Below are 24,015 nucleotides of genomic sequence, written 5' to 3'. Positions count from 1 at the left end.
GATGTCAGCTTTCGATGAGTTTATCGTCCAGATAGAGCTGCAGCGTCTTTGCCGTTCCCTGATGCCACAATGTCTTTAGAGCATGGGCAAAGCGCTTGCGGAAGAGGTCGGAGTCGGCAACGTCGCCGAAAATGTCGCTCAGTGCAAGGAACGCCATCGGGTCGTCCTTTGCCTTGATCGCTGCCGCCTGTAGGCGCTCGGCACTCGCATCATTGAAGACGATCTGCTTGCCGCTGTCCGAGGTGCCGTAGAAGTAGCGGCACCACAATGCCGACACGAGCGACAGACCGACAATATCGAGGCCTTGGGCGAGACGATCCGAAGTCGAAGGCAGGATGAATTTCGGTTGGCGGTTGGAGCCGTCTTGCGCCAGGCGCGGAATGGTGTCGCCAATCTTCGGGTTGAGGAAACGGCGCTCGATCAGCTCGAAATATTCGTTGAGATTGGTGTCCGGCACCGGCGGAATGATCGGGATGATCTCTTCCTTTTCCAGCTTCGCGAGGAAGGCGCGGATCAACGGATGCTCCATCGCCTCATGGACGAAGTGAACATCGAGAAGTGCTGCGGGATAGGCAATCGCAGCATGGCCGCCGTTCAGGATGCGGATCTTCATGTGTTCATAAGGTGCGACATCGGACACGAACTGAACGCCGACTTTCTCCAGCGCCGGGCGACCGGCGGGGAAATTGTCTTCCATGACCCATTGCTTGAACTCTTCGCAGAAGACCGGCCAGTTGTCCTCGATGCCAAAGTCGTCGCGGGCAATGGAGCGCTCGCGATCGCCGGTGGCTGGCGTGATGCGGTCCACCATGGAATTGGGGAAGGACACATTCTCACCGATCCAGGTGGCGAAGGCTGGATCGGACAGGGCTGCGAGGCCGACGACGGCATTCTTCGTGACCTTGCCGTTGTGAGGGATGTTGTCGCAGGACATGACCGTGAAGGCCGGGATGCCTCTGTCGCGGCGTGCTCGAAGCCCCGCAACGATGAGGCCGAACACCGTCTTCGGCGCTGCCGGGCTCTTACCGTCCTCGGCAATGGCTGGATGCTGCGGATTGAACGCGCCGGACGCATCGATGAAGTAGCCGCCCTCGGTGATGGTCATCGAGACGATGCGGATCTTCGGATCGGCGAGGGCCTCGATAATCGCTTTGGCGTCGCCGACCGGCAAGATGTCGATCATCGGTCCGGTAACGCGGGCACCTGTGCGATTATTGTCCTGCTCGACGACGGTCGTCAGGAAATCCTGGTCGGCGAGTTTTTCGCGCATGACGGCATCCGACGGCAGCACGCCAGCCCCGATGATCGCAAAATCATGATCGGCACCGGTATTGAAGAGATCGTCGAGATAGATCGCCTGATGCGCACGGTGAAAGTTGCCGACGCCGAAGTGAACGATGCCGGCCGAAAGGTCGCTCCTCATATAGGAGGGAACCTGGGCGGTGGCCTTTGCCTGATCAAGCGTTGCAAGCGAGAGTTTGCAGGTCATGAGACAATCCTCGAATAAGTCGCAATCGAACCGGCGCGCAAAACGCGCTCAAGGTTCATGTCGTGATGGCTTTCGCCGAATGGCGACATCCAGGCACTACGCCCGGATTGCCAGACCCTTGGTGTCGAACCTGTGGACCTTGGTTTCATCCGGCGTGATGAAGACGATATCGCCGTGCTGGCAGGCGAACTCGCCGCCGGCGCGCGCGGTGATCATGCCGATATCCTCGACGTCGATGTGGAGGAAGGTATCCGAACCAAGATGCTCGGCCACGTTGACCTTGCCCTTCCACAAGCCGCTGTCCTTCGACAGCAGCAGATGTTCAGGCCGGATCCCGACCGTCTCGGCTGACTTGCCAAAGGCATAGGCACCCTTGACAAGGTTCATGCGCGGAGAGCCGATGAAGCCGGCGACGAAGAGATTGGCCGGGCTGCGATAGAGATCGAGCGGCGAGCCGACCTGCTCGATATTGCCGCGGTTGAGAACCACGATCTTGTCGGCCATGGTCATGGCTTCCACCTGGTCGTGGGTCACATAGATCATCGTCGTCTTCAGCGTGTTGTGCAGCTCGGAGATCTCCAACCGCATCGTGCCACGCAGTGCCGCATCGAGGTTCGACAGCGGTTCGTCGAAGAGGAACGCGGAGGGCTCGCGGACAATGGCGCGACCGATGGCAACACGCTGGCGCTGACCGCCGGAGAGCTGCGAGGGACGGCGATCGAGATAATCGGTCAGGTTGAGGATGGCTGCGGCGTCATTCACCTTCTTGTCGATGGCGGATTTTTCCATCTTCGCCATCTTCAGCGGGAAGCCGATATTGTTGCGCACGCTCATATGCGGATAAAGCGCGTAGGACTGGAACACCATGGCAAGGCCGCGCTCGGCCGGTGCCTTTTCGGTCACGTCCTTGCCATCGATGATGATCTGGCCGCCGCTGACATCCTCAAGCCCGGCAATCAGACGCAACAGCGTGGACTTGCCACAGCCGGATGGGCCAACGAAGACGACGAACTCACCGTTCTGAATGTCGAGATCGATGGATGGGATGACCTTGGCTTCGCCAAAGACCTTCGAAACATTTTTAAGCGAAATGCTGCCCATTGTTATGATCCTTATTTCACAGCGCCGAAGGTCAGGCCGCGCACGAGTTGTTTCTGGCTGAACCAGCCGAGCACCAGGATTGGCGCGATCGCCATCATCGAGGCAGCCGATAGCTTTGCCCAGAACAGGCCCTGCGGCGACGAGAAGGAGGCGATGAACGCCGTTAGCGGTGCCGCGTTTGTGGTCGTCAGGCGAATGGTCCAGAACGACTCGTTCCAGGCCAGAATGATGTTGAGGAGCAGTGTCGAGGCAATGCCGGGGACAGCCATCGGTGTCAGCACATAGACGATCTCGTTCCACAGCGACGCGCCATCCATCCGGGCAGCTTCCAGGATTTCGCCCGGAATTTCACGGAAGTAGGTGTAGAGCATCCACACCACGATCGGCAGATTGATCATGGTCAGCATCAGCGTCAGGCCAAAGCGGGTGTCGAGAAGGCCGGCATTGCGGAACATCAGATAGAACGGCACCAGCACGGCAACGGCCGGCATCATCTTGGTGGAGAGCATCCACATCAGGATGTCTTTCGTGCGCTTCGTCGGCGAAAAGGCCATGGCCCAGGCTGCCGGAATGGCGATGAGCAGTGCCAGGATCGTGGAGCCGACCGATAGAACGACCGAGTTCATGAAAGGCTTGAAGTAGTCGCGCTGCGTGTTCACCGTCACATAGTTTTCCAGCGTCCCCGACGGCCAGAGGCTGAAGCCTGCAATCGCTTCCGGCTCCGTCTTGATGGAGGTGAGGAAGGCATAGAGGATCGGGAAGAACAGAATGAGCGCAACCACCCATGCCGCGATGGTAAAGCCGATCTTCGAACGGGTAGAGACTTTACGAGCCATGGGACGTCTCCTTAACGATCGAGGTTCTTGCCGACCGCGCGCATCAGGAAGATGGCGACGATGTTGGCGAGTACGATGGCGATGATACCGCCGGCCGAAGCACCACCCACGTCATAACCAAGCAGCGCGGTCCGGTAGATCAGGAACGGCAGGTTGGTAGAGGCATAGCCGGGTCCGCCATTGGTGGTGACGAGAATTTCCGCATAGACGCCCAGAAGAAAGATGGTCTGAATGAGGATGACCACCGTCATGGCGCGCGCCAGATGCGGCAGCGTCAGGTAGATGAAGCGGTTAAAGAAGTTCGCGCCATCCATTTCGGCGGCTTCTCTCTGTTCGCCATCGAGAGACTGAAGGGCAGTCAGCAAGATCAGCGTCGCAAAGGGAAGCCATTGCCAGGCCACGATGATGACGATGGACAAAAGCGGAAAGCGCGAGAACCAGTCGATAGGTTGAAAGCCGAAGAACCTGTTCAGGTCCGCAAGCACACCGTAACCGGGGTGCATGATCATGTTCTTCCAGATCAGTGCCGCGACGGGCGGCATGACGAAAAAGGGCGAGATCACCAGAATGCGAACGATGCCCTGGCCGAAGATTGGCTGATCGAGCAGAAGCGCAATCGCAACGCCGCCGATAATGGTGATCAGCAGCACACCGCCGACGATGACCAGCGTGTTCCAGATGGACTGGAAGAATGCCGGATCGGTATAGAAGAATTTGTAATTGAACAGGCCGGCAAAACTGACATTGGCCGGGTTCAGCAGATTGTAGTTCTGGAAGGAAAACCACAGCGTCATCGCCAGTGGCACGATCATCCAGATGAGAAGCAGGAAAACGGATGGCGCCATCATCACGCGCGCCAGGTTCCTGGTGTTCTGCGTTGCCATTCGCTGTCCTCCCAGTATCGCGCGCGGGAATAATACCGCAGGCGGTGCATTCTTTTGATTATGAAGACGATCGAGAAGATCCGCCGCCCGGCAATGGCCGGGCGGCAGGCTTCGGGAGGATTACTTGATGTAACCGGCGCGGGTCATTTCGCGCGTCGCGGTGGACTGAGCGCCTGCGAGCGCATCATCAACCGAGGACTGACCTGCAACGACCGCCGAGAAGAGCTGGCCGACCGTGGTACCGAGCGACTGGAACTCGGGGATCGCCACGAACTGGCCACCGGTGTAAGGCACAGGCTTGACCGTCGGCTTGGTGATGTCGGCTGCATTCATGGCTGCAAGCGTCGTCTTGGCGAAAGGTGCCGCCTTCTCGTAATCAGCGTTCTTGTAGAGCGAGGTACGCGTGCCCGGAGGAACGTTGGCCCAGCCTTCCTTGGAGGCGACGAGATCGGAATAGTCCTTGCTGGTTGCCCAGGCGATGAACTTCTCTGCCGATTCAGCCTTCTGCGAGCTCTTCGGGATCGCAAGGTTCCAGGACCACAGCCAGTTGCCATGGTTCTTCAATTCGCCATGCGTCGGGAAGAGCGCGTAGCCAACCTTGTCCGCAACCTTGGAGTCCTTCGGGTTCGACACGAAGGAGGCGGCAACGGTAGCGTCGATCCACATGCCGCACTTGCCTTGCTGGAAGAGCGTCAGGTTTTCGTTGAAGCCGTTGGAAGCAGCGCCCGATGGGCCGGCATCCTTCATCAGATCGACGTAGAACTGCAGGGAGTTCTTCCACTCGGGCTGATCGAATTGCGGCTTCCAGTTTTCATCGAACCAGCGGCCACCGAAGGAGTTGGTGAGCGCGGTGATGAAGGCCATGTTTTCGCCCCAACCAGCCTTGCCGCGCAGGCAGATGCCGTTGACGTCGGCCTTGCGGTCGGTGATCTTGCGGGCCGCATCGCCGATGAATTCCCAGGTCGGGTTTTCAGGCATTTTCAGGCCGGCTTTTTCAAACAGGTCCTTGCGATACATGATCATGGCAGATTCGCCATAAAAAGGCGCCGCATAAAGCTTGCCTTCAACCGTCAAGCCACCACGAATGGATGGCAGCATGTCGTTGACATCATACTTGTCGCCGAGCTTTTCCAGCGGCAGCAGCCAGCCTTGCTTGGCCCAGATCGGAACTTCGTAGTTGCCGATAGTCATGATGTCGTACTGGCCGCCATTGGTGGCGATATCCGTCGTGACGCGTTCGCGCAGGACGTTCTCTTCCAGTGTGACCCACTCGATCTGGATGTCCGGGTTCTTGTCGGTAAATTCCTTCGTCAGTCCCTGCATGCGGATCATGTCACCGTTGTTGACGGTGGCAATGGTCAATGTTTCTGCAGACGCGAGGCCGGAAAGGGCGAGAGCCGAGCATGCGCCCAGCAGAAGTGTCTTCAATGTCATGATCTTCCTCCCAGAAGAAAAATGAGCATTCGCTTTGCTCGAGGGCAATTACTCACTTATCCCGACGCAAAGTCAAGCATCCTCCTGCGCTGCAGCGCGAAAGAAGGAGCTAATATACTGATTTAAATGAGATATTTTTGCTCAGTGCGTGAGCAGATATTCAGCCGATTGCTCATCGGTGATGACGCCGTTGAGCAACCCACCGCGCAAAGCGGCCAAAATGGCGGGCGATTTCTTTCGTCCCTGAGCGATACCGACCACGGTGCAAGTCTCCCTCGGCGGCACGGGAACGGAGGCGACGCGATCATTGATGGGATTGTTCATGATCTGCCCATCCCCATCGAAGAACCAGCCGCAGATTTCGCCTGCGGCACCCTCGGCGATCAGTTTTTTCATCTCGTCAACGGCGAGGAACCCATCGAGACAGAGCGGCGCGTTTTCTCCCAACTCGCCAACTCCGACGAAGGTCACATTCGCGGCAGCACCCAAAGCCAGCGTTGAGCGAACCATGGGTTGGTCATGCAGCAAGACGCGCTCTTCAGACGATGAGCAAAGAACCGGCAGCGGCATGGGAAAGTGGCGAGCCTTGATCGCATCCGCCATGGAGAAGATGACGTTGTAATAGGCGGCCGAGCCATCCGGGCCGATATTGCCGGTGAGTGAGACGATGCGATGCTGCGGACAGTCCATCGGCGGCAGTTGATCGACCGCCGCTTTCAGTGTGCGCCCCGTTCCGACAGCGAGCACAATCGGATCTGGCTGGCGCAACCAGCGCTCGATTTCCGCCGCACCCGCCTCGGCAATTCCAACGGTGGAGGAGGTTCCTGCCGGATCGCTCGGGACGACCTCGACATGCTTTAGCGAAAAGCGTTCGCGCAGCGCCTCGGCCTTCTCCAGACAGGCGGCAATCGGGTGATCGAGCCGCACCTTGATCAGACGCTCGGCCACCGCCAGCGAGACGAGACGCTGCGCAGACTGGCGCGAAATTCCCATGGCAGCGGCAATCTCGTCCTGCGTGCGACCGGCCACATAATAGAGCCAGCCGGCGCGCGCCGCATCGTCTAACCGTCCACCGCTATCGGATCGCCTGGCCATGTCTCTGCCCTAACTTGTCTGCTCCCCAAGTGCTGGCATTTTTTGCAGTAAAAAGTCAAACCATCAGACACGGCAGACGGCTGTTGAGCAGCGTAGGCGATCCCTCAGCTTGCTTCCTGTACGAGATGCCCGGCGGAAACCTCGCGGTAATGGCGCGGCGGCGGCACGTAACCGACAGGGCGGATCGGGCTTTTGATCTCGTCGGTCGCCATGTTGCGCCGAATATGCCGTCGTGAAGGGTCCGGCACCGGAACGGCGGACATCAGCTTCTTCGTGTAAGGATGCTGAGGATTATCGAAGACGGCGGCGCGCGGACCAATCTCGACAATCTCACCGAGATACATCACCGCCACACGATGGCTGACCCGCTCCACCACGGCCATATCGTGCGAGATGAACAGGAAGGCCAGATTGAGGCTCTGTTGTAGATCGAGGAGAAGGTTGCACACCTGCGCCTTGATCGAGACATCGAGTGCCGAGACCGCCTCGTCGGCGACAATCACCTTGGGGTCGAGCATCAAGGAGCGGGCAATGGCGACGCGCTGACGCTGGCCGCCGGAAAATTCATGCGGGAAACGCCGCATCATATCCGGGTTAAGGCCCACTTTCTCCAGCAGATCCGCAGCCTTGTCACGCGCCTGCTGCTTGCTGCCGAGGCGGTGCTCGATGAATGGTTCCATGATGGCCGCACCCACGCTCATGCGCGGGTCGAGACTGGCGAAAGGGTCCTGGAAAATCATTTGCACACTGCGGCGCATAGCACGCAACGTGACCTTGTCGAGCTGCATCACCTCATAGCCATCGAGCATCACATTGCCGGAGGTTGGCTCGATCAGCCGCATGATCGAGCGGCCGGTGGTGGATTTACCGCAACCCGACTCGCCAACGAGTGAAAGCGTTTCTCCCTCGGAGAGATCGAAGGACACCTTTTCCACCGCGTGCACGGCACCGGATTTGCGACCGAGAAGACCAGAGTGGATATCGAAGCGGGTCGTCAGATCCTTGACCGAGAGGATGGGCGTCTTGCCACCCGAAACCGTGTCCTTGACCTCCACCGCAGGCTGGCTCTCGCCCGTCTTGATATCAATGATCGGGAAACGGGCGGGAAGCACGCGCTCCTTCATCGAACCAAGCTTGGGGACCGCAGAAAGAAGCGCACGCGTATAGGGGTGCTGTCCGCGGTGGAAGATATCATCCGTGGTACCGGTCTCGACCACATCGCCGCGGAACATGACGATGGTGCGATCCGCCACTTCGGCCACGACACCCATATCATGGGTGATGAACAGCACCGACATGCCCTCCTCTTCCTGCAACTGCTTGATGAGGTCGAGGATCTGACCTTGAATCGTGACATCAAGTGCCGTCGTCGGCTCGTCGGCAATCAGGAGCTTCGGCCGGGAGGCAAGTGCCATGGCAATCATCACGCGCTGGCGCATGCCGCCCGAAAACTGATGCGGATAATCATTAAAGCGGCTTGTCGCATTGGGAATGCGCACTTTTTCCAGAAGGCGGATGACCTCTGCCTTGGCGGCGGATGAGGAGATGTTCTGATGCACGGTCAGCGCTTCGGCGATCTGCTTACCGATCGGAAAGATCGGATTGAGGCTGGTCATCGGCTCCTGGAAGATCATCGAGATCTCCTTGCCGCGAACCTTGCGCATCTCGTCTTCCGGCAGGCTCAAAAGATTGCGCCCGCCGAGCATGACCTCCCCTTCGATGCGGCTCATCTTTTTATCCAGAAGCCGCATGATGGAGAGCGACGTCACACTCTTGCCCGAGCCGCTTTCCCCCACGATTGCCACCGTCTCGCGCGGTGCGATCTCGAAACTCATATTTCGCACCACGGATTTCCATCCGCCATCCACGCGAAAGGACGTGGTGAGATTTTGAACCGACAGGACCGGGGTCACAGACCCGCCGGTTTCTTCCATGGACGTTCCGGCCAAAAGCATGCTGATCTCCAAAAAAGCGGAAGGCGGCCGGACAGGCCGCGATGTCGTCACGCAGCCAGCGCGGTTTCGGCCATCGAAACCCAATAGCTGATGCCGTAGGGCAATGCGTCGTCGTTGAAATCATAGGCGGCATTATGCAGACCGGCAGTATCGCCATTGCCGATGAAGATGAATGCGCCTGGGCGCGCTTCCAGCATGTAGGAGAAATCTTCGGCACCCATATGCGGGTTCGGATTGGTGTTGACCGCCGCCGCACCGGCGACGCCCTTGGCGACAGCGGCTGCGAACTCCGTTTCGTCAGCGTGGTTGAACGTCACCGGATAGCCGCGATCATATTTGACCTGCGCGGTCGCGCCAAAGGCCATAGCCGTGGTGGTCGCCACTTCGGTCAAACGCTTTTCGGCGAAATCTCGCGTTTCAGGCAGCAGGGTCCGCACCGTTCCGGTCAACGTCACTGCTCCAGGAATGACGTTGGAGGCCGTGCCGCCATGGGTCGTGGCGACCGTGACGACAAGCGATTTCAAAGGATCCGTCTCGCGCGAGACGATGGATTGCAGCGCGATGACGACATGCGCTGATGCCAGTACCGGATCGACGGACAGATGCGGTGCGGCAGCATGGCTGCCCTTGCCTGTGATGACGATTTCGAAGCTGTCGGCTGCCGCCATGGTCGAGCCTTTACGGATGGCAAATTGCCCGACGGGAATGCCGGGTTCGTTGTGCATGCCATAGACCTGCGAGATGCCGAACTTCTCCATCATGCCGTCATCCAGCATGGCGAGCGCACCGGCTCCACCTTCCTCGGCGGGCTGAAAAATGACCGCGACCGAACCCTTGAAATTGCGGGTCTCCGCCAGATATTGCGCAGCGCCGAGAAGCATGGCCGTGTGTCCGTCATGGCCACAGGAATGGGCCTTGCCAGGGGTCTTCGATGCCCATGGCCTGCCGCTGGTTTCGAGGATCGGAAGAGCGTCCATATCGGATCGAAAGCCGATGGTTGGGCCATCGCCATGCCGTCCCTTGATGATGCCCACCACGCCCGTCTTACCGATGCCGGTTTCAACCACATCGCAGCCGAAAGACCTCAATTTCTCAGCCACAAAGGCGGATGTTTCGAAGACGTCGTAGAGCAATTCAGGATGTTCGTGCAGGTATCGCCGCCAACCCGCGACTTCATCCTGCATCTCAACCGCACGGTTCAATATCGGCATTCTTGCGTTCCCTTATTTATTTTCTGCCCGGCCGCTGAGCGTCATATTGCGATTGGAACTTTCGCTTTTGCAAGCGCGAATTTCAGTATTTGAACGAAAAATAGGCCTGACTTTTGCTAGCTCAATTTTTGGTCATCGAACGCAGAAAGTGTCTTGCTTTTCAGGAAAACAGACCATAGCATCAATATAGAAATAAATTTTTCTTCATAAATATCAAATAATTAGATAACAGTCCGCAGATATTTCGCGTGGTAGGACGGTCAAAAACGAAAACGGAATCAATCCGAAAAAAGGGGAAATAACGATGATAAAGCGCAGTGTTCTTTACGCAGGCACCATGGCGGCGGCCGTCTTGGCAGGCTCCGCCGCCCATGCCGAACGCGGCAGTGACGGCGAACTGAAAATCCTGTTCTGGCAGGCTGTATCCACTCTCAATCCCTATCTGTCCGGCGGCACAAAGGAGGAATACAGTTCCTCCATGATCATCGAGCCCCTGGCGCGTTACAATGAAAAGGGCGAGTTGGTCCCGACGCTGGTCACCGAGATCCCCACGCTCGAAAATGGCGGTGTCGCCAAAGACCTGCTGAGCATGACCTGGAAGCTGAAGACCGATGTCAAATGGTCGGACGGCACGCCCTTTACCGCAGACGACGTGGTGTTTACCTGGAAGTATTGCACCGCCCCTGATGGAGGCTGTGCGCAGCGGGCACAGTATGAAGGCGTGAAAAATGTCGAGGCGATCGACCCGCACACGGTCAAGATCACCTTTACCGAGCCGAAGCCTTATCCCTATTCCGCCTTTATCGGTGCGCAATCTCCCGTCATCCAGAAAAAGCAGTTCGAAAACTGCGTCGGACCGGCCGCCCCCGGCTGCACATCCGCCAATTTCGGGCCCATCGGTACGGGACCCTTCGTGGTCAAGGACTTCAAGGCGAACGACGTGATCACCTACGTCGCCAACCCCAATTATCGCGATCCGGCAAAGCCAGCCTTCGCGACGGTGACGCTGAAGGGTGGCGGTGATGCGGCCTCGGCTGCGCGCGCCGTGCTTGAAACCGGCGAGTTCGATTATGCCTGGAACATGCAGGTCGAGCCGGAAGTTCTGGCGACCATGGTTGCCGCCGGAAAGGGTAAGCTGGTCACCGCCTTCGGTACCAATGTCGAGCGTATCGTTCTCAACTGGTACAATCCCGATCCAGCGCTGGGCGACAAACGCTCCACCAAGGAAGCTGGCCCTCACCCCGCCCTGTCCGACCCTGCCGTGCGCCGGGCACTTTCGCTTGCCATCGACCGCGACATTATCGATGAGGCCGGTTACGGAGAGGCGGGCAAACCGACCTGCAACATCGTGCCTGCGCCTGAAGCATTCAACTCCACCAAGAATGACAGCTGGTGCCTGAAGCAGGATATCGAGGGCGCCAACAAGCTGTTGGACGAGGCGGGTTGGGTCAAGGGAGCGGATGGCATCCGCGCCAAGAATGGCGTGAAGCTATCCTTCCTCTACCAGACCTCCACCAACTCTGTTCGTCAGGCCGTTCAGGAACTTGTGAAAGACATGTGGTCGCAGATCGGCGTTGGCGCGGAGCTGCGCAATATCAGCGCCTCCGTCTTCTTCGGCGGCGATCCCGCAAGCCCTGACACGTTCCAGAAATTCTATGCCGACGTCGAAATGTACACCAATAATTTCAGCGGCACCGACCCGGAAAAATATCTGGCCGAATGGATGTGCAACAACGTTCCCGCTCCGGCAAATGGTTGGCAGGGGCAGAATATTCCCCGTTATTGCAACCCGAAATTCGATGAACTGCTGGCTGTTCTCTCCAAGACGGCGGAGCCTGCCAAGCGCGAAGAAATCTCCAAGCAGCTGAACGACATGCTCACCGAGGAGGGCGCGCATATCCCGCTTATCCACCGAGGCAACGTCTCCTCGCATTCGCTTACGCTGGAAGGCGTCAAGATCAACGGCTGGGATTCGGAGCTTTGGAATATCGCGGACTGGTCCCGCAAGAAGTAACACGCAGATGGCCGGCCTCCTCATAGAGGCCGGCCTTTTGCATGCCCCTGGACCATGATCTGAAGACACATTTGCCGCGTCACGGCGTAAAGACTTCCAACTTTCGCCATGCCGCGCTCTGCGTCTGGAGAGTTTCAGATGTTTACCTTTACACTCCGACGGCTTGCCTTCGCCGTACCCACCCTGCTCGTCATCAGCTTCGTTATCTTTGCGCTTCTCGATCTCGCGCCCAATGACCCAACGGGTGATCTGCCGCTGACCATTCCGCCGGAAGTGCGAGCGCAGATTCGTGCCTCGCTTGGTCTCGATCAGCCCTTCTTCATCCGCTATCTCATGTGGTTGCAGCAATTCTTCATCAACGAGCCGCTGAACCTGATTGAAACCCTGACCGGCTGGCAAATTGGCGACGGCGATCGTGTCCGCATTCTGTCCTGGGCGACGCGCAGCCCGGTGGTCGATCTCGTCGTCCAGCGCATGCCGCAGACACTGTGGGTGGTGGGCCTTGCCTACCTCTTCGGAGCCCTGCTGGCGATCCCGATCGGGGTAATCTCCGCCTATAAGCAATATTCGCTTTTCGATCAGATCGGCACGTTCGTATCGATGGTCGGCTATTCGGTTCCGACCTTCTTCACCGGCGTTCTGCTGGTGGTCATCTTCAGCTCAAACCTGCAATGGTTTCCTTCCGTCTACGACACCAATCTCCGCGTCACCGACTGGGCAAGCTTTGTGGCGCAGGTGAAGCAGATGTTCCTGCCGGTTATGGTGTTGACGCTCTATAACGTGTCTCAGATCAGCCGCTTCGTGCGTGCCTCCATGCTGGACAATCTACACCAGGACTATGTGCGCACGGCGCGGGCCAAAGGCGTCAAAGAAAAAACCGTGGTGCTCAGTCACGTGCTGCGCAACAGCCTGATCCCCGTCGTCACCGTCATCGCTCTTGGGGTGCCGACGATCTTTTCCGGCGCTATCATCACCGAGCAGATATTCCGCGTGAACGGGTTGGGACAACTGATGATCACCGCCGTCCAAGGTGCAGATATTCCGCTGGTGCAGACGCTGACCTTCATTTTTGCGGTGCTGATCGTGCTTTTCAACCTGATCGCCGACGTGCTGTACGGCATTCTCGACCCGAGGATCCGCTATGACTGACGCGACCATCACCGAGCCGACGGCTGCAAAAAACCCGGCACTATCCGCCTTTGCCGATATCTGGAAACAGTTCCGCCGTCATAAGGGTGGCGTCGCGGGGCTTGTCGTCTTCATCTTCATCCTGCTCGCCGTCTATGTCGGCCCCTACATCCACACCGTTGCTCCGAACGCTCTCAATGTGAAGGCGCGCAACCAGTGGCCTTCGCTTGCCCATCCCTTCGGCACGGATAATCTTGGCAAGGATATGCTGGCGCAGGTGCTGGCGGGAGGGCGCATCTCGCTCGCCGTCGGCATCACGGCCATGCTGCTGGCACTGTTTCTCGGCACGCTGATCGGCGTGTTGTCCGGATATTTCCGGCGGCTGGATGGACCGTTGATGCGGCTGACCGACCTGTTTCTCGCTCTGCCGCTCCTGCCGCTGCTGCTCGTCATTTTGCTGCTGTTTCGCGACACACTCCGCGCCGCTTTCGGGCCGGAAACCGGCATTTTTATCCTCATCGTCTTCGTGATCGGGATCACGAGTTGGATGCATACGGCCCGCATCGTGCGCGGCGATGTTCTGGCAATGAAAAACCAGGAATTCATCGAGGCGGCGAAATCGAGTGGCATGCGCGAACACCGCATCATCATCAAACATATTCTGCCAAACGTCTTGAGCTCGATCATGGTTTCGGCAACGCTCGGGATCGCCTCCGCCATTATCACGGAGTCGGCCCTCTCCTTCCTCGGACTCGGCTTCCCGTCCGATTTTCCGACCTGGGGGCGGTTGCTGTTCGATGGTGCAAACTTCCTGCAGTTGACGCCGTCACGCGTGCTGTGGCCGGGGCTTGCCATTTCGCTGACTGTGCTGAGCGTCAACTACATCGGGGACGCCGTGCGTGATGCTCTGGACCCGAGAGCGCTGAAGAACTGAGGCAGGAAACATCACCGCCTATTGTAAATACCCAGCCGGCTCATGATGAGCCGTCTGGGTTCGTCATGATATGACGGACGCCTGGAACCAGCGTCGGCGTTGCTACCGGCGAAAGGAGTCTAAGGAAAGTGATCAGCCTCGCGCTGGCGGCTGCGGCCACTGTTTCACACCGCCGCTCCAGTCCTCGAAGGCCTTGGACAACTTCAAGACAAAGAGATCCTCAAAGCGCGGGCCGACGATCTGCAGGCCGATCGGCATGCCGGATTTCGAGAAGCCGCAATTGATCGAGGAGGCCGGTTGCTCCGACATGTTCCACGGCACCGTGAAGGCAATGTGTTCGAAGGGCAGTTGCGGGTCATTGGTGGGAGAGGCCCAGTCTGCCGGATAGGATACGATCGGATTGGTCGGCGAGATGACGGCATCCACCCTCTGCATCAGCCGGCCGCAGCTCTTGCGCATTTCCATGGTCTGGTTGAAGCCGAAGACGGCGCGCGACCCTGACACGTCCGCACCCTTGCTTGCCCATTCCAGAATATAGGGAAGGATCAGGTCCCGGCGTTCCTCGCTGAGCGCCACCATGTCGCCCCAGAATTTCGCCCGCCAGAAATCATCCAGCCCATCCAACATGTCGCGCGTCAGCACCGGCTCGACGGGAACGATGATGGCGCCCGCCGCTTCGAAGAGCTTGGCAGCAGAGAGGACAGCGTCACGTACCTCGTCATCCAGAGGGAGGCCGCAGCCTGCATCCAGCATCAAGCCGATCTTCAGGCCCTTCACATCGGCGTTCAGGTCGAGCCAATCGATTTCGTTGGGAGGAAGCGATGTGCCGTCGCGCCAGTCCGGTCGCGACAGCGTCGCCATCGCATAAGCGGCATCGGTGACGGTGCGTGCCATCGGCCCGGCGCAGCGACCCGTGTAAAAGGGATCGACCGGAATACGGCCCTGGCTGGGCTTGAAACCGAACAGGCCGGTCCATCCGGCGGGAAGACGCACGGAGCCGCCGATATCCGTGCCGATATGCAGCGTACCGTAACCGGCGGCCCCCGCGGAGGCCGCACCGGCGCTGGAGCCGCCGGGGTTCTGTGTCGGATCCCAAGGGTTGCGGCTGAGCTTATGGAAGCTGGAAAGGCCCGACGAAAGCATGCCGTAATCCGGGCAGGTCGTCTTGGCATAGAGGATCGCTCCGTCTTCGCGGCAGCGCGCCGCCACAGGTGCATCCTCACCGGCTGGAACCAGTTCGACCGCCTTTGTGCCAAGCGGCACCGGCTGGCCCTTGGTGGCGATGAGTTCCTTGAGCGAGACTGGAAGACCATCAAGCGGACCGAGCATTTCTCCCTTGAGCCAGCGCTGCGTCGACGCTTCCGCTTGGGCACGGGCGCTTTCCGGATCATAGGCGTAAAGCGCGTTGACGATCGGCTCGAATGCCTCGATGCGTGCCTCCACTGCCTGCCAATATTCCAGTGGGGACAGTGTCTTGTCGCGGTAAAGCGCCAGAATTTCGAGCGTGTTGAGGTCTATGAGATCGGTCATGGAATCGTCTCGTCAAAAATAACAGGAGATGAGGGTGATATCGGCTTCGGGCGATCAGCTCGTGTCGCGCGGGTCTAGGAGATCGCGAAGGCCATCGCCGAGCAGGTTGAGGCCGAAGACGGCAAGCGCGATGGCAAGGCCCGGCATGATGGCAAGCCAGGGGGCGACGCCGAGATAGGTCTGGGCATCGGCGAGCATTCGTCCCCAGGTGGCGGCGGGTGGCGGCATGCCGAGACCGAGGAAGGAGAGCCCGGCTTCCGTGAGGATCGCAAGGCCAAGCTGGATCGTCACCTGCACGATGATCTGGTTGGAGATATTCGGGACAACGTGAAGAAGCGTGATCTTGGCGCGGTTCTGACCGATGCTGGTTGCTGCGGTAATATATTCTCTCGCCCATATCTGCAGCGCGGCACCCAGCGTCAGCCGGGCAAAGACCGGTATCATGAAGGTGGCGATGGCGATGATGGCGGTAAACCGGCCGGTGCCGATAAAGGCACCGAGCATCATCGCTGACAGGATGGGCGGTACGGCGAAAATGATGTCGCAGATGCGCATCACCACGGTTTCGGTAAACCCTCTGACGGCTGCGACCGTGACGCCGATGGCGGTGCCGATGAAGGCACCGATGGCAACGGCAGCAATCGCCGTCGACAGTGAGTTCCACGCGCCCGCCATCAGCATGGAGAGTACATCGCGGCCGAAGTGATCCGTGCCGAGCCCACCATAGACGAAGGGCGACTTCAGCTTCTGAACGATCTGCATTTTGGTGGGAGACAGTGGCGTCCAGACCAGGGACAGCAATGCGACGGCGATCAGAAAGCTCGTAACAGCAATACCGATGACGAATGCCGGGCGGCGGCGGAGCAGTCGCATCATCGCGCACCCGTCCGCAATCTTGGATCGATGAAGAGATAGGCGATATCGACCAGGAAATTCATGGTGATGACGAGTGCTGAGAAGAACAGCACGACGGACTGCATGACGACGATATCCCGCTGGGTCAGCGCCTGATAGGCAAGCCGTCCCAGGCCTGGCAGGTTGAAGACATTCTCCACCAGCACCGCGCCGGCAATCAGAAAAGTGAATTGCAGACCGATCATGGTGACGACCGGGATCATCGCATTTGGCACCGCATGCCGCCACAGCGCGACCCGCTCGCTCAAACCCTTCGCCCGGGCGGTGCGAACGAAATCCTCATTCATGACCTCCAGCACCGCAGAGCGGCAGACGCGGGTCAGAACACCGGCCTGTGAGACGGCGAGCGCGATGGCTGGCATAAGGAGCGCCATGAGACCGGCGGAAAGGCTTGGCGTCCAGCCGGGAAAACCGCCAGCCGGCATCCAGCCGAGCGTTGTGGAGAAGAGAATGATGAGCAGCAACCCGACCCAGAAGCCAGGCACGGCAATGCCCACATGGGAAAACAGCCCGGCGGCGAAATCCAGCGCGCCATTGCGGTTTCTCGCCGCCGCCACACCGAGTGGAATGGCGATGGCGACCGAAAGGCACACGGCAAGGAGAGCAAGCGGGAGGGTAACGGCCAGTCGCTCGACGATCAGCCCTGCCACTGGCACACCGTAAGTATAGGACTGTCCGAGATCGCCATGCAGCACGCCTATCAGCCAGTGGACATACCGAAGCGGCAGCGGCTGATCGAGGCCCATCTGTTTCTGCAATGCCGCGAGCGTATCGGGGCTCGCAGAGGTGCCAAGCATGATGGCCGCCGGATCACCCGGCAGCAGACCCATGATGAAGAAGATCAGGCAGGAGACCGCCAGGAGCGTGACGAACAGACCAAGGATGCGTTTGAGGATCAGGGTCGTCATGATCTGCAATCACTGGTGACGCGTTGCGAGTCGCGCGCACCGCTCTGTCCTGCCGGACATCTCCCCCTCGAGGGGGGAGATTGGAAAGAGGCATGCCCATGCCGCACCTCGACCATCCGCGAAAGGCGAGAGGGTGAACACCAATCGATCTTCCCCCTTGAGGGGGAGACGTGCGACGGGACAAAGTGGGTTATGGGTACGCCTCGCTCCATGATGTTCATTCTTCCCAATGAACGTCCGTCAACACGTTCGACGGTATAGGTTCATCCTGCCAAAGTCCCTTGACCTTCTTGTCCCAGACACCGAGCTTCGGCATCACGAAGAGAAAGAGCGCCGGCACGTCTTCGGCGAGAATCTTTTGAGCCTCTCCGTAGAGCTTTTCCTGTTCACCGGCGTCGGCCGTCTTCTCGACACTGGCGATGACCTCGTTGAAGGTCGGGTTCTTGTAATTGAAGTAATAGGGATTACGGGAATAGATATCGATGTCCATCGGCTCGGCATGGGCAACGATGGTCATGTCGTAATTGCCGCCCTTGAAGACATCCGCGACCCACTTGGCCGGAAACTCGGTCGTCTCGATCGTCATCGTCACGCCGATTTCAGCCAGCATGGCCTGGAGGACCTGCGAGGTGCGTTGCGCATAGGCCATTTGCGGGGCCTTGATGGTGAAGCTGAAACCATTCGGATAACCGGCTTCGGCCAGCAACGCCTTGGCTTTCTCGACATCGTAAGGGTGCACACCGGTCGTATCGATGTAGCCGCGGTCGTTGGGCGTATAGTGGCTACCGATGGCGGTGCCGAGACCGGACCACGCGCCTTCGATGACGGTCGGACGATCCACGGCCATCATCAGGGCCTCGCGCACACGCTTGTCGTCGAAGGGCTTGCGGGCATTGTTCATGCCCGCAACCACCTTGAGTTCGGTGTTGCCGATGAAGGTACCAAGACGTGCGTCGCCCTCGAAGGAGGACATGAGCTCGGGCGCGCCAAATTCCGGGAATGCGTCGATATCGCCGGCTTTCAAAGCGGCCGCCTGGGCCTGCGCATCGGCGACGAAGCGGAAAGTGGCCTTTTCCAGCTTTACCGCAACGTTCTTGTCCCAATAGGAGGGGTTCTTTTCAAGCTCGACCTTGTCACCCTTTGCCCAGCTGACAAATTTGAACGGCCCGGTGCCGATCGGCATCGTGCGGTTGTTTTCTGCGCTCTTCGGCGCGACCATGACGGAGGCTGGCCAGCCGAGCCAATAGATGAGGCTGCCGGCGGGCTGCTTCAGTTTCAGCACCAGCGTTTCAGGGTCCGGCGTCTCGATGGTGTCGATGGAAGCAAAGAAGCGCTTTTGCGGATTGACCGAGCCTTCGCCTCGGGCACGATCCAGCGAAAATTTCGCAACCGAGGAATCAAAGGCCTCGCCATCGTGGAAGGTCACGTCCTTGCGCAGCTTGAACGTATAGGTCTTGCCGTCCGGAGAGATCTGCCAGCTTTCGGCGAGCTGCGGCTTGACTTGCCCCTTGCTGTCAATGGTGACAAGGCCTTCAAAAATGTTCTGCCACGTGACCTGACCGATGGCGACGGGGGCTGCGATCGTCGGGTCGAGGCCGGTCGGCTCGATCGCCATGCCAAGTGTCAACGCCGTCTTGGGTGCGGCCTCAGCCTCGACAGCCGAGAATGGCAGCCAAAGTGCGGTGCCCAAGGCAAGGGTCAAGGCGGTGCGGCGAGAAAGCTTCGCCGCCTGCGAAAAATAAGTGCGTGGCATCATTATCCCCTGTCGGACGGCCCGGGCTTTTTGCCCTTTGAAAGACCATCTGTTGCAAAAAGAGTGGCACGGTGACGGCGCACACACAATCTGCATTTTTGTGTGCTCCGCGTAGCGGAAAACGCTACACGGTCTTTGGGAGGAAAATCAACCGATAGACGGTGATCGAATGGGCGATAGGCGACATAAGAAAGACGTAAAGCATCGGGAGCGAATCTGAAAGATCGCGATGCGCCTTATGGTGAGGTCGTTGCCTCACGCATGAAACGTTCGATGAAGTCGGCGAGTTTGGAGGCTGCGAAGGAAAGTTGCCGATCAGGCGCAACGCAGAGGTCGATCTGTGTGTGGATGCCCTTCTTGCCGGCCAGAGGCACGGCGACCATCTGGCCGCTGCGCAATTCGCGCGCCACCGAAAGGGCGGGCAAAAGCGTCGCCGCAGCGTTCCCCAGCACCAGTTCCTTCAGCATCTCCAGCGAGCTGGTGATAAAGACCGGATCGAGTTCGATGCCGGCATCCGCAAAGAGGGCATCAAAGGCCTGACGCGCGGCAAAGGTCTTGTCCGGCAGGGCAAGCGGGAGCCCGGCCAGTTCCTTCAATGTCACTTCGGCCTGGCCGGCAAGTGCATGTCCCGCCGGGAAGATGGCATCGTAGCTGATACGCGTGCGCGATCGCACCTTGACGCCGGAGAGCTTAGGCGCAAACAGGCTGACGACGAGGTCGGCTTCCGCGGTTCCCAACGCCTCCATGGCCTGGCGCGCGCTGGTGATGTTGACCTCGAAACGCAGCTTTGGATATTTGAGGCTGAATTGCGCCAGGACGGGTGCCAGCAGATTGGCCACCGTGGCACCATTGGCATAGATCGTGACGCGGCCGCGCTGCAGACCCTTCAGATCATCGATCAGCTGGTTGACATGGTCCAGCTCCCGCAGCGTCTTGCCGGCACGTGCGGCAAGGAGCTCGCCCGCTGCCGTCAGCTTCACGCCTCGGCTGGAGCGCTCGACCAGCGGCGTGCCGAAATAATATTCGAGATTTTCGATCTGACGGCTGACCGCGGTCGGTGCAACATTCAAATTCTCGGCCGCCGCGCGCATGGAATTGGTGCGGACGAGTTCATCGAAATACATCAATGCGCGCAATTGCATGGAGCGATCATCCTCGATGTTCGATCAAAGGCTGGTGGACAGGCTCAACCAGCGGCCCTCACTGCTGCGGTCATACACCAGGTGTAAGCTGGCCTCAATCGCGCCTGAAACCTTCGCTCGCCACCATCAGCTGTCTCGTGTAATCGGCGGAAAACTCTCTCGTTTCCAGCTGATGGACATCCATCGACTCGACGATCTTGCCGCTTTTCATCACCGCCAGCCGGTCACACATGTGGCTAATCACGCCGAGATCATGGCTGACCATGACGAAGGTCAGGTTTCTGTCCTTGCGCGCCTGTTCCAGCAGATTGAGGATTTCAGCTTGGATCGATGCGTCAAGCGCCGATGTCGGCTCGTCGAGGAGCAGGATCTTCGGCTCGAGGATCAGTGCGCGGGCAATGGCGATACGCTGGCGCTGGCCGCCCGAAAGCTGGTGCGAGTAGCGGAAGCGGAAACCCGTGCCAAGACCGACCTCATCGAGCGCGCGGGCGATCCGTGCTTCCTTGTTGTCCACCCCATGAATGACGAGCGGCTCCAGCAAAATGGCATCCACCGTCTGGCGCGGATGGAGCGAGCCATAGGGGTCCTGAAACACCATCTGGACATCGCGATAGAAGCTTTTGTCACGTGACTTGCGGCTATAGGTCCGCCCGTCCACCATAAGAGCGCCTTCTTCAAAATGGTTGAGGCCGGCGATTGCACGCAAAAGCGTCGACTTGCCGGACCCGGATTCACCCACGAGCCCGAAGGATTCGCCCTTCGCCACCTCGATGCTGACGCGGTCTAGGGCCAGATAACCGTCGAAGTCTACGACGATATCCTTGGCAGACAATACGACCGTCATAGACGCCACTCCGCTTGGCGTTGAAGTACCGGCAGCGGATGCCGGTGCTCGCCGATTTTCGGCAGACAGTTGAGAAGCCCTTGCGTATAGGGATGTTTCGCATTTTGCAGATCGGCGGATGGAAGCTCTTCCACCACGCGCCCCGCATACATGACGAGCACCCGGTCGCAGAAGGACGAGACGAGGCGCAGGTCGTGCGAGACGAAGATCAGTCCCATGCCGCGTTCGCGCACCAGCTTGTCGAGAATATCCAGCACTTCCAATTGCACCGTGACGTCAAGTGCCGATGTCGGCTCGTCGGCGATCAGGAGTTCCGGACCGCAGACCAGCATCATGGCGATCATGACGCGCTGCCCCATGCCACCGGAAACTTCGTGCGGATAGAGATTGAAGACACGTTCGGGATCGCGGATCTGCACAGCCTCGAGCATGTCGAGCGCGCGCTTCTTCGCCTCGGAATAGCCGATCCGCTCATGCGTCTTCAACGTTTCGACGATCTGGCGACCGATGGTCATGACCGGATTGAGCGAATATTTCGGGTCCTGCAGGATCATCGCGATCCGCTTGCCGCGGATCGTGCGACGCTGCTTTGCCGGTGCCGTCAGGAGATCGATATCGCCAAAGCGAAGTGCATCGGCCGTAATCTTCGCGTGCCCTGGTGTCAGCCCCATGATGGCGCGACCGGTCTGAGATTTGCCGGAACCCGACTCGCCGACAATGCCGAGACGTTCCTTGCCGAGCGTAAAGGATACCCCTCTCACGGCTTCGACAAGGCCGGTTCTGGTCGGAAAGCTGACGCGCAGATTTTCGACCGTCAAAAGAGGCGTGGTGGAAGATGAAGTCACTGGCCAGCCTCCTTCGGATCGAGCGCATCGCGAAGCCCATCGCCCAAGAGGTTAAAGCCGAGGCTGACGATCAGGATGGCGACCCCTGGCATCGCAGCAACCCACCACTGATCGAGGATGAAGCGACGGCCAGAGGCAATCATCGCGCCCCATTCTGGGAGTGGCGGCTGCGCGCCGAGACCTAGGAAGCCGAGACCGGCGGCGGTCAGGATGATACCGGCCATATCGAGTGTCACACGCACGATGAGCGAGGAGAAACACAGCGGGATCACATGTTTGAGCACGATGCGCCAGGGAGATGCCCCCATCAGCTTCACCGCGGCGATGAAGTCGGAATTTCGAAACGTCATGGTTTCGGCGCGTGCAATACGGGCGTAGGGCGGCCAAGAGGTGACGGCGATCGCCAGCACCGCATTCTCAATGCCAGGACCAAGTGCTGCCACGAGCGCAAGCGCGAGAACGAGCTTGGGAAAGGCGAGGAAAATATCGGTGATCCGCATCAGCACCGCATCGATCCATCCACCGGCATAACCGGCGACGGTGCCGACGATGAGGCCGATCGGAGCGGCGATGATAGCCACCAGCACGACCACGAAAAGCGTCAAACGAGAGCCGTAGATCAGGCGGGACAGAATATCTCGCCCCTGATCATCGGTGCCGAGCCAATATCCGTCCGTCCCCGGTGGCAATAAGCGGGCATTGCGAAGATCGCCCTGAACCGGGGAATGCGGCGCCAGGACATTGGCGAAGATTGCGACGAACACCAGCGCCAGGATGATGCCGAGCCCTGCTAGCGCCAGACGATTTTCGGAAAAGCGCCGCCAGATGACATAGGCGCGCCCGAGCCGCGCCTGCTTGCGCGAAGTCGGGCGGTCGGACAGCAGCCACTCGCGGCTGTAGGGTTTCACAATGGACATGGTATCCGTCATCGGCTGCGCGTCCTTGGATCGAGCGTCCGGTAGAGCAGATCGGACAGGAGATTGATGCCGATGAAGACGGCGCCGATAACGATGGTGCCGCCGAGAACGGCATTCATGTCCGCATTCTGCAGGGAATTGGTGATGTAGAGGCCAAGGCCCGGCCAGGAGAAGATCGTTTCCGTCAGAACCGAGCCTTCCAAGAGACCGGCGTAGGAGAGCACGATCACAGTGAGCAGAGGGACTGCGGCGTTACGCAGAGCGTGGAACCAGATGATGCGCGTCTCCGACAGGCCCTTGGCGCGTGCGGCGACGATATATTCCTGCGCCAGTTCGTTCAGCATAAAGGAGCGCGTCATGCGGCTGATATAGGCGAGCGAGAAATAGCCGAGCAGACCTGCGGGAAGAATAATGTGGCGGAAGAGATCCCAGAACACATCCCACTGGCCCTGCCAAAGGGCATCGAAGAGATAGAAACCGGTGGTTGGTGTAAAGGTAAACTCGTAGACGATATCCATACGACCGGGATAGGCGACCCAGTTCAACTTGGCATAAAACACCAAAAGCGCCAGAAGGCCGAGCCAGAAGATAGGCACGGAATAGCCGATCAACCCGATGACGCGAACGATCTGGTCGATGATGCTACCGCGCTTGACGGCTGCCAGTACGCCAAGCGGAACGCCGAAGAGCGCTCCGATCAATGTACCAAGCGTCGCAAGCTCGATGGTGGCCGGGAAGACGCGCTTGATGTCGTCCATCACCGGATTGCTTGTCAGCACCGATGTGCCGAAATTACCGGTCAGCGCCTGCTTCAGATAGATGAAGAACTGCTGCCAGAGCGGCAGGTTCAGGCCAAGCTCCTCGCGCACGCGCTCCACCACATGGGCAGGCGCGCGATCGCCGACGATCGCCAGCGCCGGATCGATGGGGATGACGCGACCAATGAAGAAGGTTACCGCCAGCAAGCCTAAAAAGGTCGTGACGACAGTAACGACGAAGCCGAGAACGGCCATGCGGCGCCTGTTGGCACGGCGTTTGCCGTGCCTCAGGCTTGAGGGGGTTTCAACGATACTCAATGGA

At 59.1% G+C, this 24,015-nt stretch carries 20 protein-coding genes; 3 read left to right on the top strand and 17 right to left on the bottom strand.

The window, feature by feature from the left end; genetic code table 11:
* Positions 1 to 4: 4 nt before the first annotated feature.
* The 8 genes from EYC79_RS13310 to EYC79_RS13275 all read right to left on the bottom strand — a co-directional run bounded on the left by EYC79_RS13310 (position 5) and on the right by EYC79_RS13275 (position 10,005).
* Positions 5 to 1,489, bottom strand: coding sequence for a mannitol dehydrogenase family protein (locus EYC79_RS13310; RefSeq protein ID WP_130978295.1), 1,485 nt, complete (start codon positions 1,487 to 1,489; stop codon positions 5 to 7).
* Positions 1,490 to 1,585: 96 nt separating this feature from the next.
* Positions 1,586 to 2,590, bottom strand: coding sequence for an ABC transporter ATP-binding protein (locus tag EYC79_RS13305; protein WP_130978294.1), 1,005 nt, complete (start codon positions 2,588 to 2,590; stop codon positions 1,586 to 1,588).
* Between the two features lie 11 nt (positions 2,591 to 2,601).
* Positions 2,602 to 3,426 (bottom strand): carbohydrate ABC transporter permease, encoded by an 825-nt coding sequence (locus EYC79_RS13300; RefSeq protein ID WP_062423581.1) that lies wholly within the window; start codon positions 3,424 to 3,426, stop codon positions 2,602 to 2,604.
* An 11-nt stretch (positions 3,427 to 3,437) separates the two neighbouring features.
* Positions 3,438 to 4,310, bottom strand: a complete 873-nt coding sequence (locus EYC79_RS13295) for a carbohydrate ABC transporter permease (protein WP_062423582.1) — start codon at positions 4,308 to 4,310, stop codon at positions 3,438 to 3,440.
* Positions 4,311 to 4,430: 120 nt separating this feature from the next.
* Positions 4,431 to 5,744 carry an ABC transporter substrate-binding protein gene (locus tag EYC79_RS13290; protein WP_062443612.1) on the bottom strand — a complete coding sequence of 438 codons (1,314 nt, stop codon included), beginning with the start codon at positions 5,742 to 5,744 and terminating at the stop codon, positions 4,431 to 4,433.
* A 141-nt stretch (positions 5,745 to 5,885) separates the two neighbouring features.
* Positions 5,886 to 6,839: a sugar-binding transcriptional regulator gene (locus EYC79_RS13285; RefSeq protein WP_062423584.1), complete on the bottom strand. Its 954-nt coding sequence runs from the start codon at positions 6,837 to 6,839 to the stop codon at positions 5,886 to 5,888.
* Positions 6,840 to 6,943: 104 nt separating this feature from the next.
* Positions 6,944 to 8,794 (bottom strand): ABC transporter ATP-binding protein, encoded by a 1,851-nt coding sequence (locus EYC79_RS13280; RefSeq protein ID WP_130978293.1) that lies wholly within the window; start codon positions 8,792 to 8,794, stop codon positions 6,944 to 6,946.
* A gap of 47 nt (positions 8,795 to 8,841) precedes the next feature.
* Positions 8,842 to 10,005, bottom strand: coding sequence for a M20 aminoacylase family protein (locus tag EYC79_RS13275; RefSeq protein ID WP_130978292.1), 1,164 nt, complete (start codon positions 10,003 to 10,005; stop codon positions 8,842 to 8,844).
* 304 nt (positions 10,006 to 10,309) lie between these two features.
* Between EYC79_RS13275 and EYC79_RS13270 the strand changes: the two genes are divergently transcribed.
* The 3 genes from EYC79_RS13270 (at position 10,310) to EYC79_RS13260 (ending at position 14,081) form a co-directional block, all read left to right on the top strand.
* Positions 10,310 to 12,019, top strand: a complete 1,710-nt coding sequence (locus EYC79_RS13270) for a peptide ABC transporter substrate-binding protein (protein ID WP_130978291.1) — start codon at positions 10,310 to 10,312, stop codon at positions 12,017 to 12,019.
* A gap of 138 nt (positions 12,020 to 12,157) precedes the next feature.
* The gene (locus EYC79_RS13265) at positions 12,158 to 13,168 is read left to right on the top strand and encodes an ABC transporter permease (protein ID WP_130978290.1); all 1,011 of its coding nucleotides are present in this window, start codon (positions 12,158 to 12,160) and stop codon (positions 13,166 to 13,168) included.
* Positions 13,161 to 14,081: an ABC transporter permease gene (locus EYC79_RS13260; protein WP_112952856.1), complete on the top strand. Its 921-nt coding sequence runs from the start codon at positions 13,161 to 13,163 to the stop codon at positions 14,079 to 14,081. Before EYC79_RS13265 ends, EYC79_RS13260 begins: the two co-directional genes overlap by 8 nt.
* 132 nt (positions 14,082 to 14,213) lie before the next feature.
* On the opposite strand, the gene EYC79_RS13255 is transcribed toward EYC79_RS13260, so the two are convergent.
* From EYC79_RS13255 to EYC79_RS13210, 9 genes are all read right to left on the bottom strand, one after another.
* On the bottom strand, positions 14,214 to 15,611 hold the full coding sequence (locus EYC79_RS13255; RefSeq protein ID WP_130978289.1) for an amidase: 1,398 nt from the start codon (positions 15,609 to 15,611) through the stop codon (positions 14,214 to 14,216).
* Between the two features lie 54 nt (positions 15,612 to 15,665).
* Positions 15,666 to 16,487, bottom strand: a complete 822-nt coding sequence (locus EYC79_RS13250) for an ABC transporter permease (protein WP_062423587.1) — start codon at positions 16,485 to 16,487, stop codon at positions 15,666 to 15,668.
* Complete coding sequence (locus EYC79_RS13245) at positions 16,484 to 17,434, bottom strand: ABC transporter permease (RefSeq protein WP_130978288.1); 951 nt, start codon at positions 17,432 to 17,434, stop codon at positions 16,484 to 16,486. The genes EYC79_RS13250 and EYC79_RS13245 overlap by 4 nt, the downstream gene beginning before the upstream one ends.
* 217 nt (positions 17,435 to 17,651) lie before the next feature.
* Entirely contained in the window at positions 17,652 to 19,187 is a 1,536-nt protein-coding gene (locus tag EYC79_RS13235) for an ABC transporter substrate-binding protein (RefSeq protein WP_130978287.1), read from the bottom strand.
* 236 nt (positions 19,188 to 19,423) lie between these two features.
* On the bottom strand, positions 19,424 to 20,329 hold the full coding sequence (locus EYC79_RS13230) for a LysR family transcriptional regulator (protein ID WP_062443625.1): 906 nt from the start codon (positions 20,327 to 20,329) through the stop codon (positions 19,424 to 19,426).
* Between the two features lie 94 nt (positions 20,330 to 20,423).
* Positions 20,424 to 21,173, bottom strand: coding sequence for an ABC transporter ATP-binding protein (locus EYC79_RS13225; RefSeq protein ID WP_113267643.1), 750 nt, complete (start codon positions 21,171 to 21,173; stop codon positions 20,424 to 20,426).
* Positions 21,170 to 22,018, bottom strand: a complete 849-nt coding sequence (locus EYC79_RS13220; protein WP_062443627.1) for an ABC transporter ATP-binding protein — start codon at positions 22,016 to 22,018, stop codon at positions 21,170 to 21,172. The genes EYC79_RS13225 and EYC79_RS13220 overlap by 4 nt, the downstream gene beginning before the upstream one ends.
* Positions 22,015 to 22,947 (bottom strand): nickel transporter permease, encoded by a 933-nt coding sequence (gene nikC / locus EYC79_RS13215; protein WP_113227237.1) that lies wholly within the window; start codon positions 22,945 to 22,947, stop codon positions 22,015 to 22,017. The genes EYC79_RS13220 and nikC overlap by 4 nt, the downstream gene beginning before the upstream one ends.
* On the bottom strand, positions 22,944 to 24,011 hold the full coding sequence (locus EYC79_RS13210; protein ID WP_130978286.1) for an ABC transporter permease: 1,068 nt from the start codon (positions 24,009 to 24,011) through the stop codon (positions 22,944 to 22,946). The genes nikC and EYC79_RS13210 overlap by 4 nt, the downstream gene beginning before the upstream one ends.
* Positions 24,012 to 24,015: the final 4 nt, after the last annotated feature.

Origin of the sequence: Agrobacterium cavarae (assembly GCF_004310285.1) — a bacterium.
In the GTDB taxonomy this organism is placed as follows: domain Bacteria; phylum Pseudomonadota; class Alphaproteobacteria; order Rhizobiales; family Rhizobiaceae; genus Agrobacterium; species Agrobacterium cavarae.
Note: the sequence above shows the minus strand (reverse complement) of the source record. Positions and strands in the feature narration are given on the sequence as shown.

Excerpts from the sequence above, each read along its gene's own strand:
- EYC79_RS13310 (WP_130978295.1), bottom strand. The coding sequence starts at position 1,489 with ATGACCTGCAAACTCTCGCTTGCAACGCTTGATCAGGCAAAGGCCACC.
- EYC79_RS13305 (WP_130978294.1), bottom strand. The coding sequence starts at position 2,590 with ATGGGCAGCATTTCGCTTAAAAATGTTTCGAAGGTCTTTGGCGAAGCC.
- EYC79_RS13300 (WP_062423581.1), bottom strand. The coding sequence starts at position 3,426 with ATGGCTCGTAAAGTCTCTACCCGTTCGAAGATCGGCTTTACCATCGCG.
- EYC79_RS13295 (WP_062423582.1), bottom strand. The coding sequence starts at position 4,310 with ATGGCAACGCAGAACACCAGGAACCTGGCGCGCGTGATGATGGCGCCA.
- EYC79_RS13290 (WP_062443612.1), bottom strand. The coding sequence starts at position 5,744 with ATGACATTGAAGACACTTCTGCTGGGCGCATGCTCGGCTCTCGCCCTT.
- EYC79_RS13285 (WP_062423584.1), bottom strand. The coding sequence starts at position 6,839 with ATGGCCAGGCGATCCGATAGCGGTGGACGGTTAGACGATGCGGCGCGC.
- EYC79_RS13280 (WP_130978293.1), bottom strand. The coding sequence starts at position 8,794 with ATGCTTTTGGCCGGAACGTCCATGGAAGAAACCGGCGGGTCTGTGACC.
- EYC79_RS13275 (WP_130978292.1), bottom strand. The coding sequence starts at position 10,005 with ATGCCGATATTGAACCGTGCGGTTGAGATGCAGGATGAAGTCGCGGGT.
- EYC79_RS13270 (WP_130978291.1), top strand. The coding sequence starts at position 10,310 with ATGATAAAGCGCAGTGTTCTTTACGCAGGCACCATGGCGGCGGCCGTC.
- EYC79_RS13265 (WP_130978290.1), top strand. The coding sequence starts at position 12,158 with ATGTTTACCTTTACACTCCGACGGCTTGCCTTCGCCGTACCCACCCTG.
- EYC79_RS13260 (WP_112952856.1), top strand. The coding sequence starts at position 13,161 with ATGACTGACGCGACCATCACCGAGCCGACGGCTGCAAAAAACCCGGCA.
- EYC79_RS13255 (WP_130978289.1), bottom strand. The coding sequence starts at position 15,611 with ATGACCGATCTCATAGACCTCAACACGCTCGAAATTCTGGCGCTTTAC.
- EYC79_RS13250 (WP_062423587.1), bottom strand. The coding sequence starts at position 16,487 with ATGATGCGACTGCTCCGCCGCCGCCCGGCATTCGTCATCGGTATTGCT.
- EYC79_RS13245 (WP_130978288.1), bottom strand. The coding sequence starts at position 17,434 with ATGACGACCCTGATCCTCAAACGCATCCTTGGTCTGTTCGTCACGCTC.
- EYC79_RS13235 (WP_130978287.1), bottom strand. The coding sequence starts at position 19,187 with ATGCCACGCACTTATTTTTCGCAGGCGGCGAAGCTTTCTCGCCGCACC.
- EYC79_RS13230 (WP_062443625.1), bottom strand. The coding sequence starts at position 20,329 with ATGCAATTGCGCGCATTGATGTATTTCGATGAACTCGTCCGCACCAAT.
- EYC79_RS13225 (WP_113267643.1), bottom strand. The coding sequence starts at position 21,173 with ATGACGGTCGTATTGTCTGCCAAGGATATCGTCGTAGACTTCGACGGT.
- nikC (WP_113227237.1), bottom strand. The coding sequence starts at position 22,947 with ATGACGGATACCATGTCCATTGTGAAACCCTACAGCCGCGAGTGGCTG.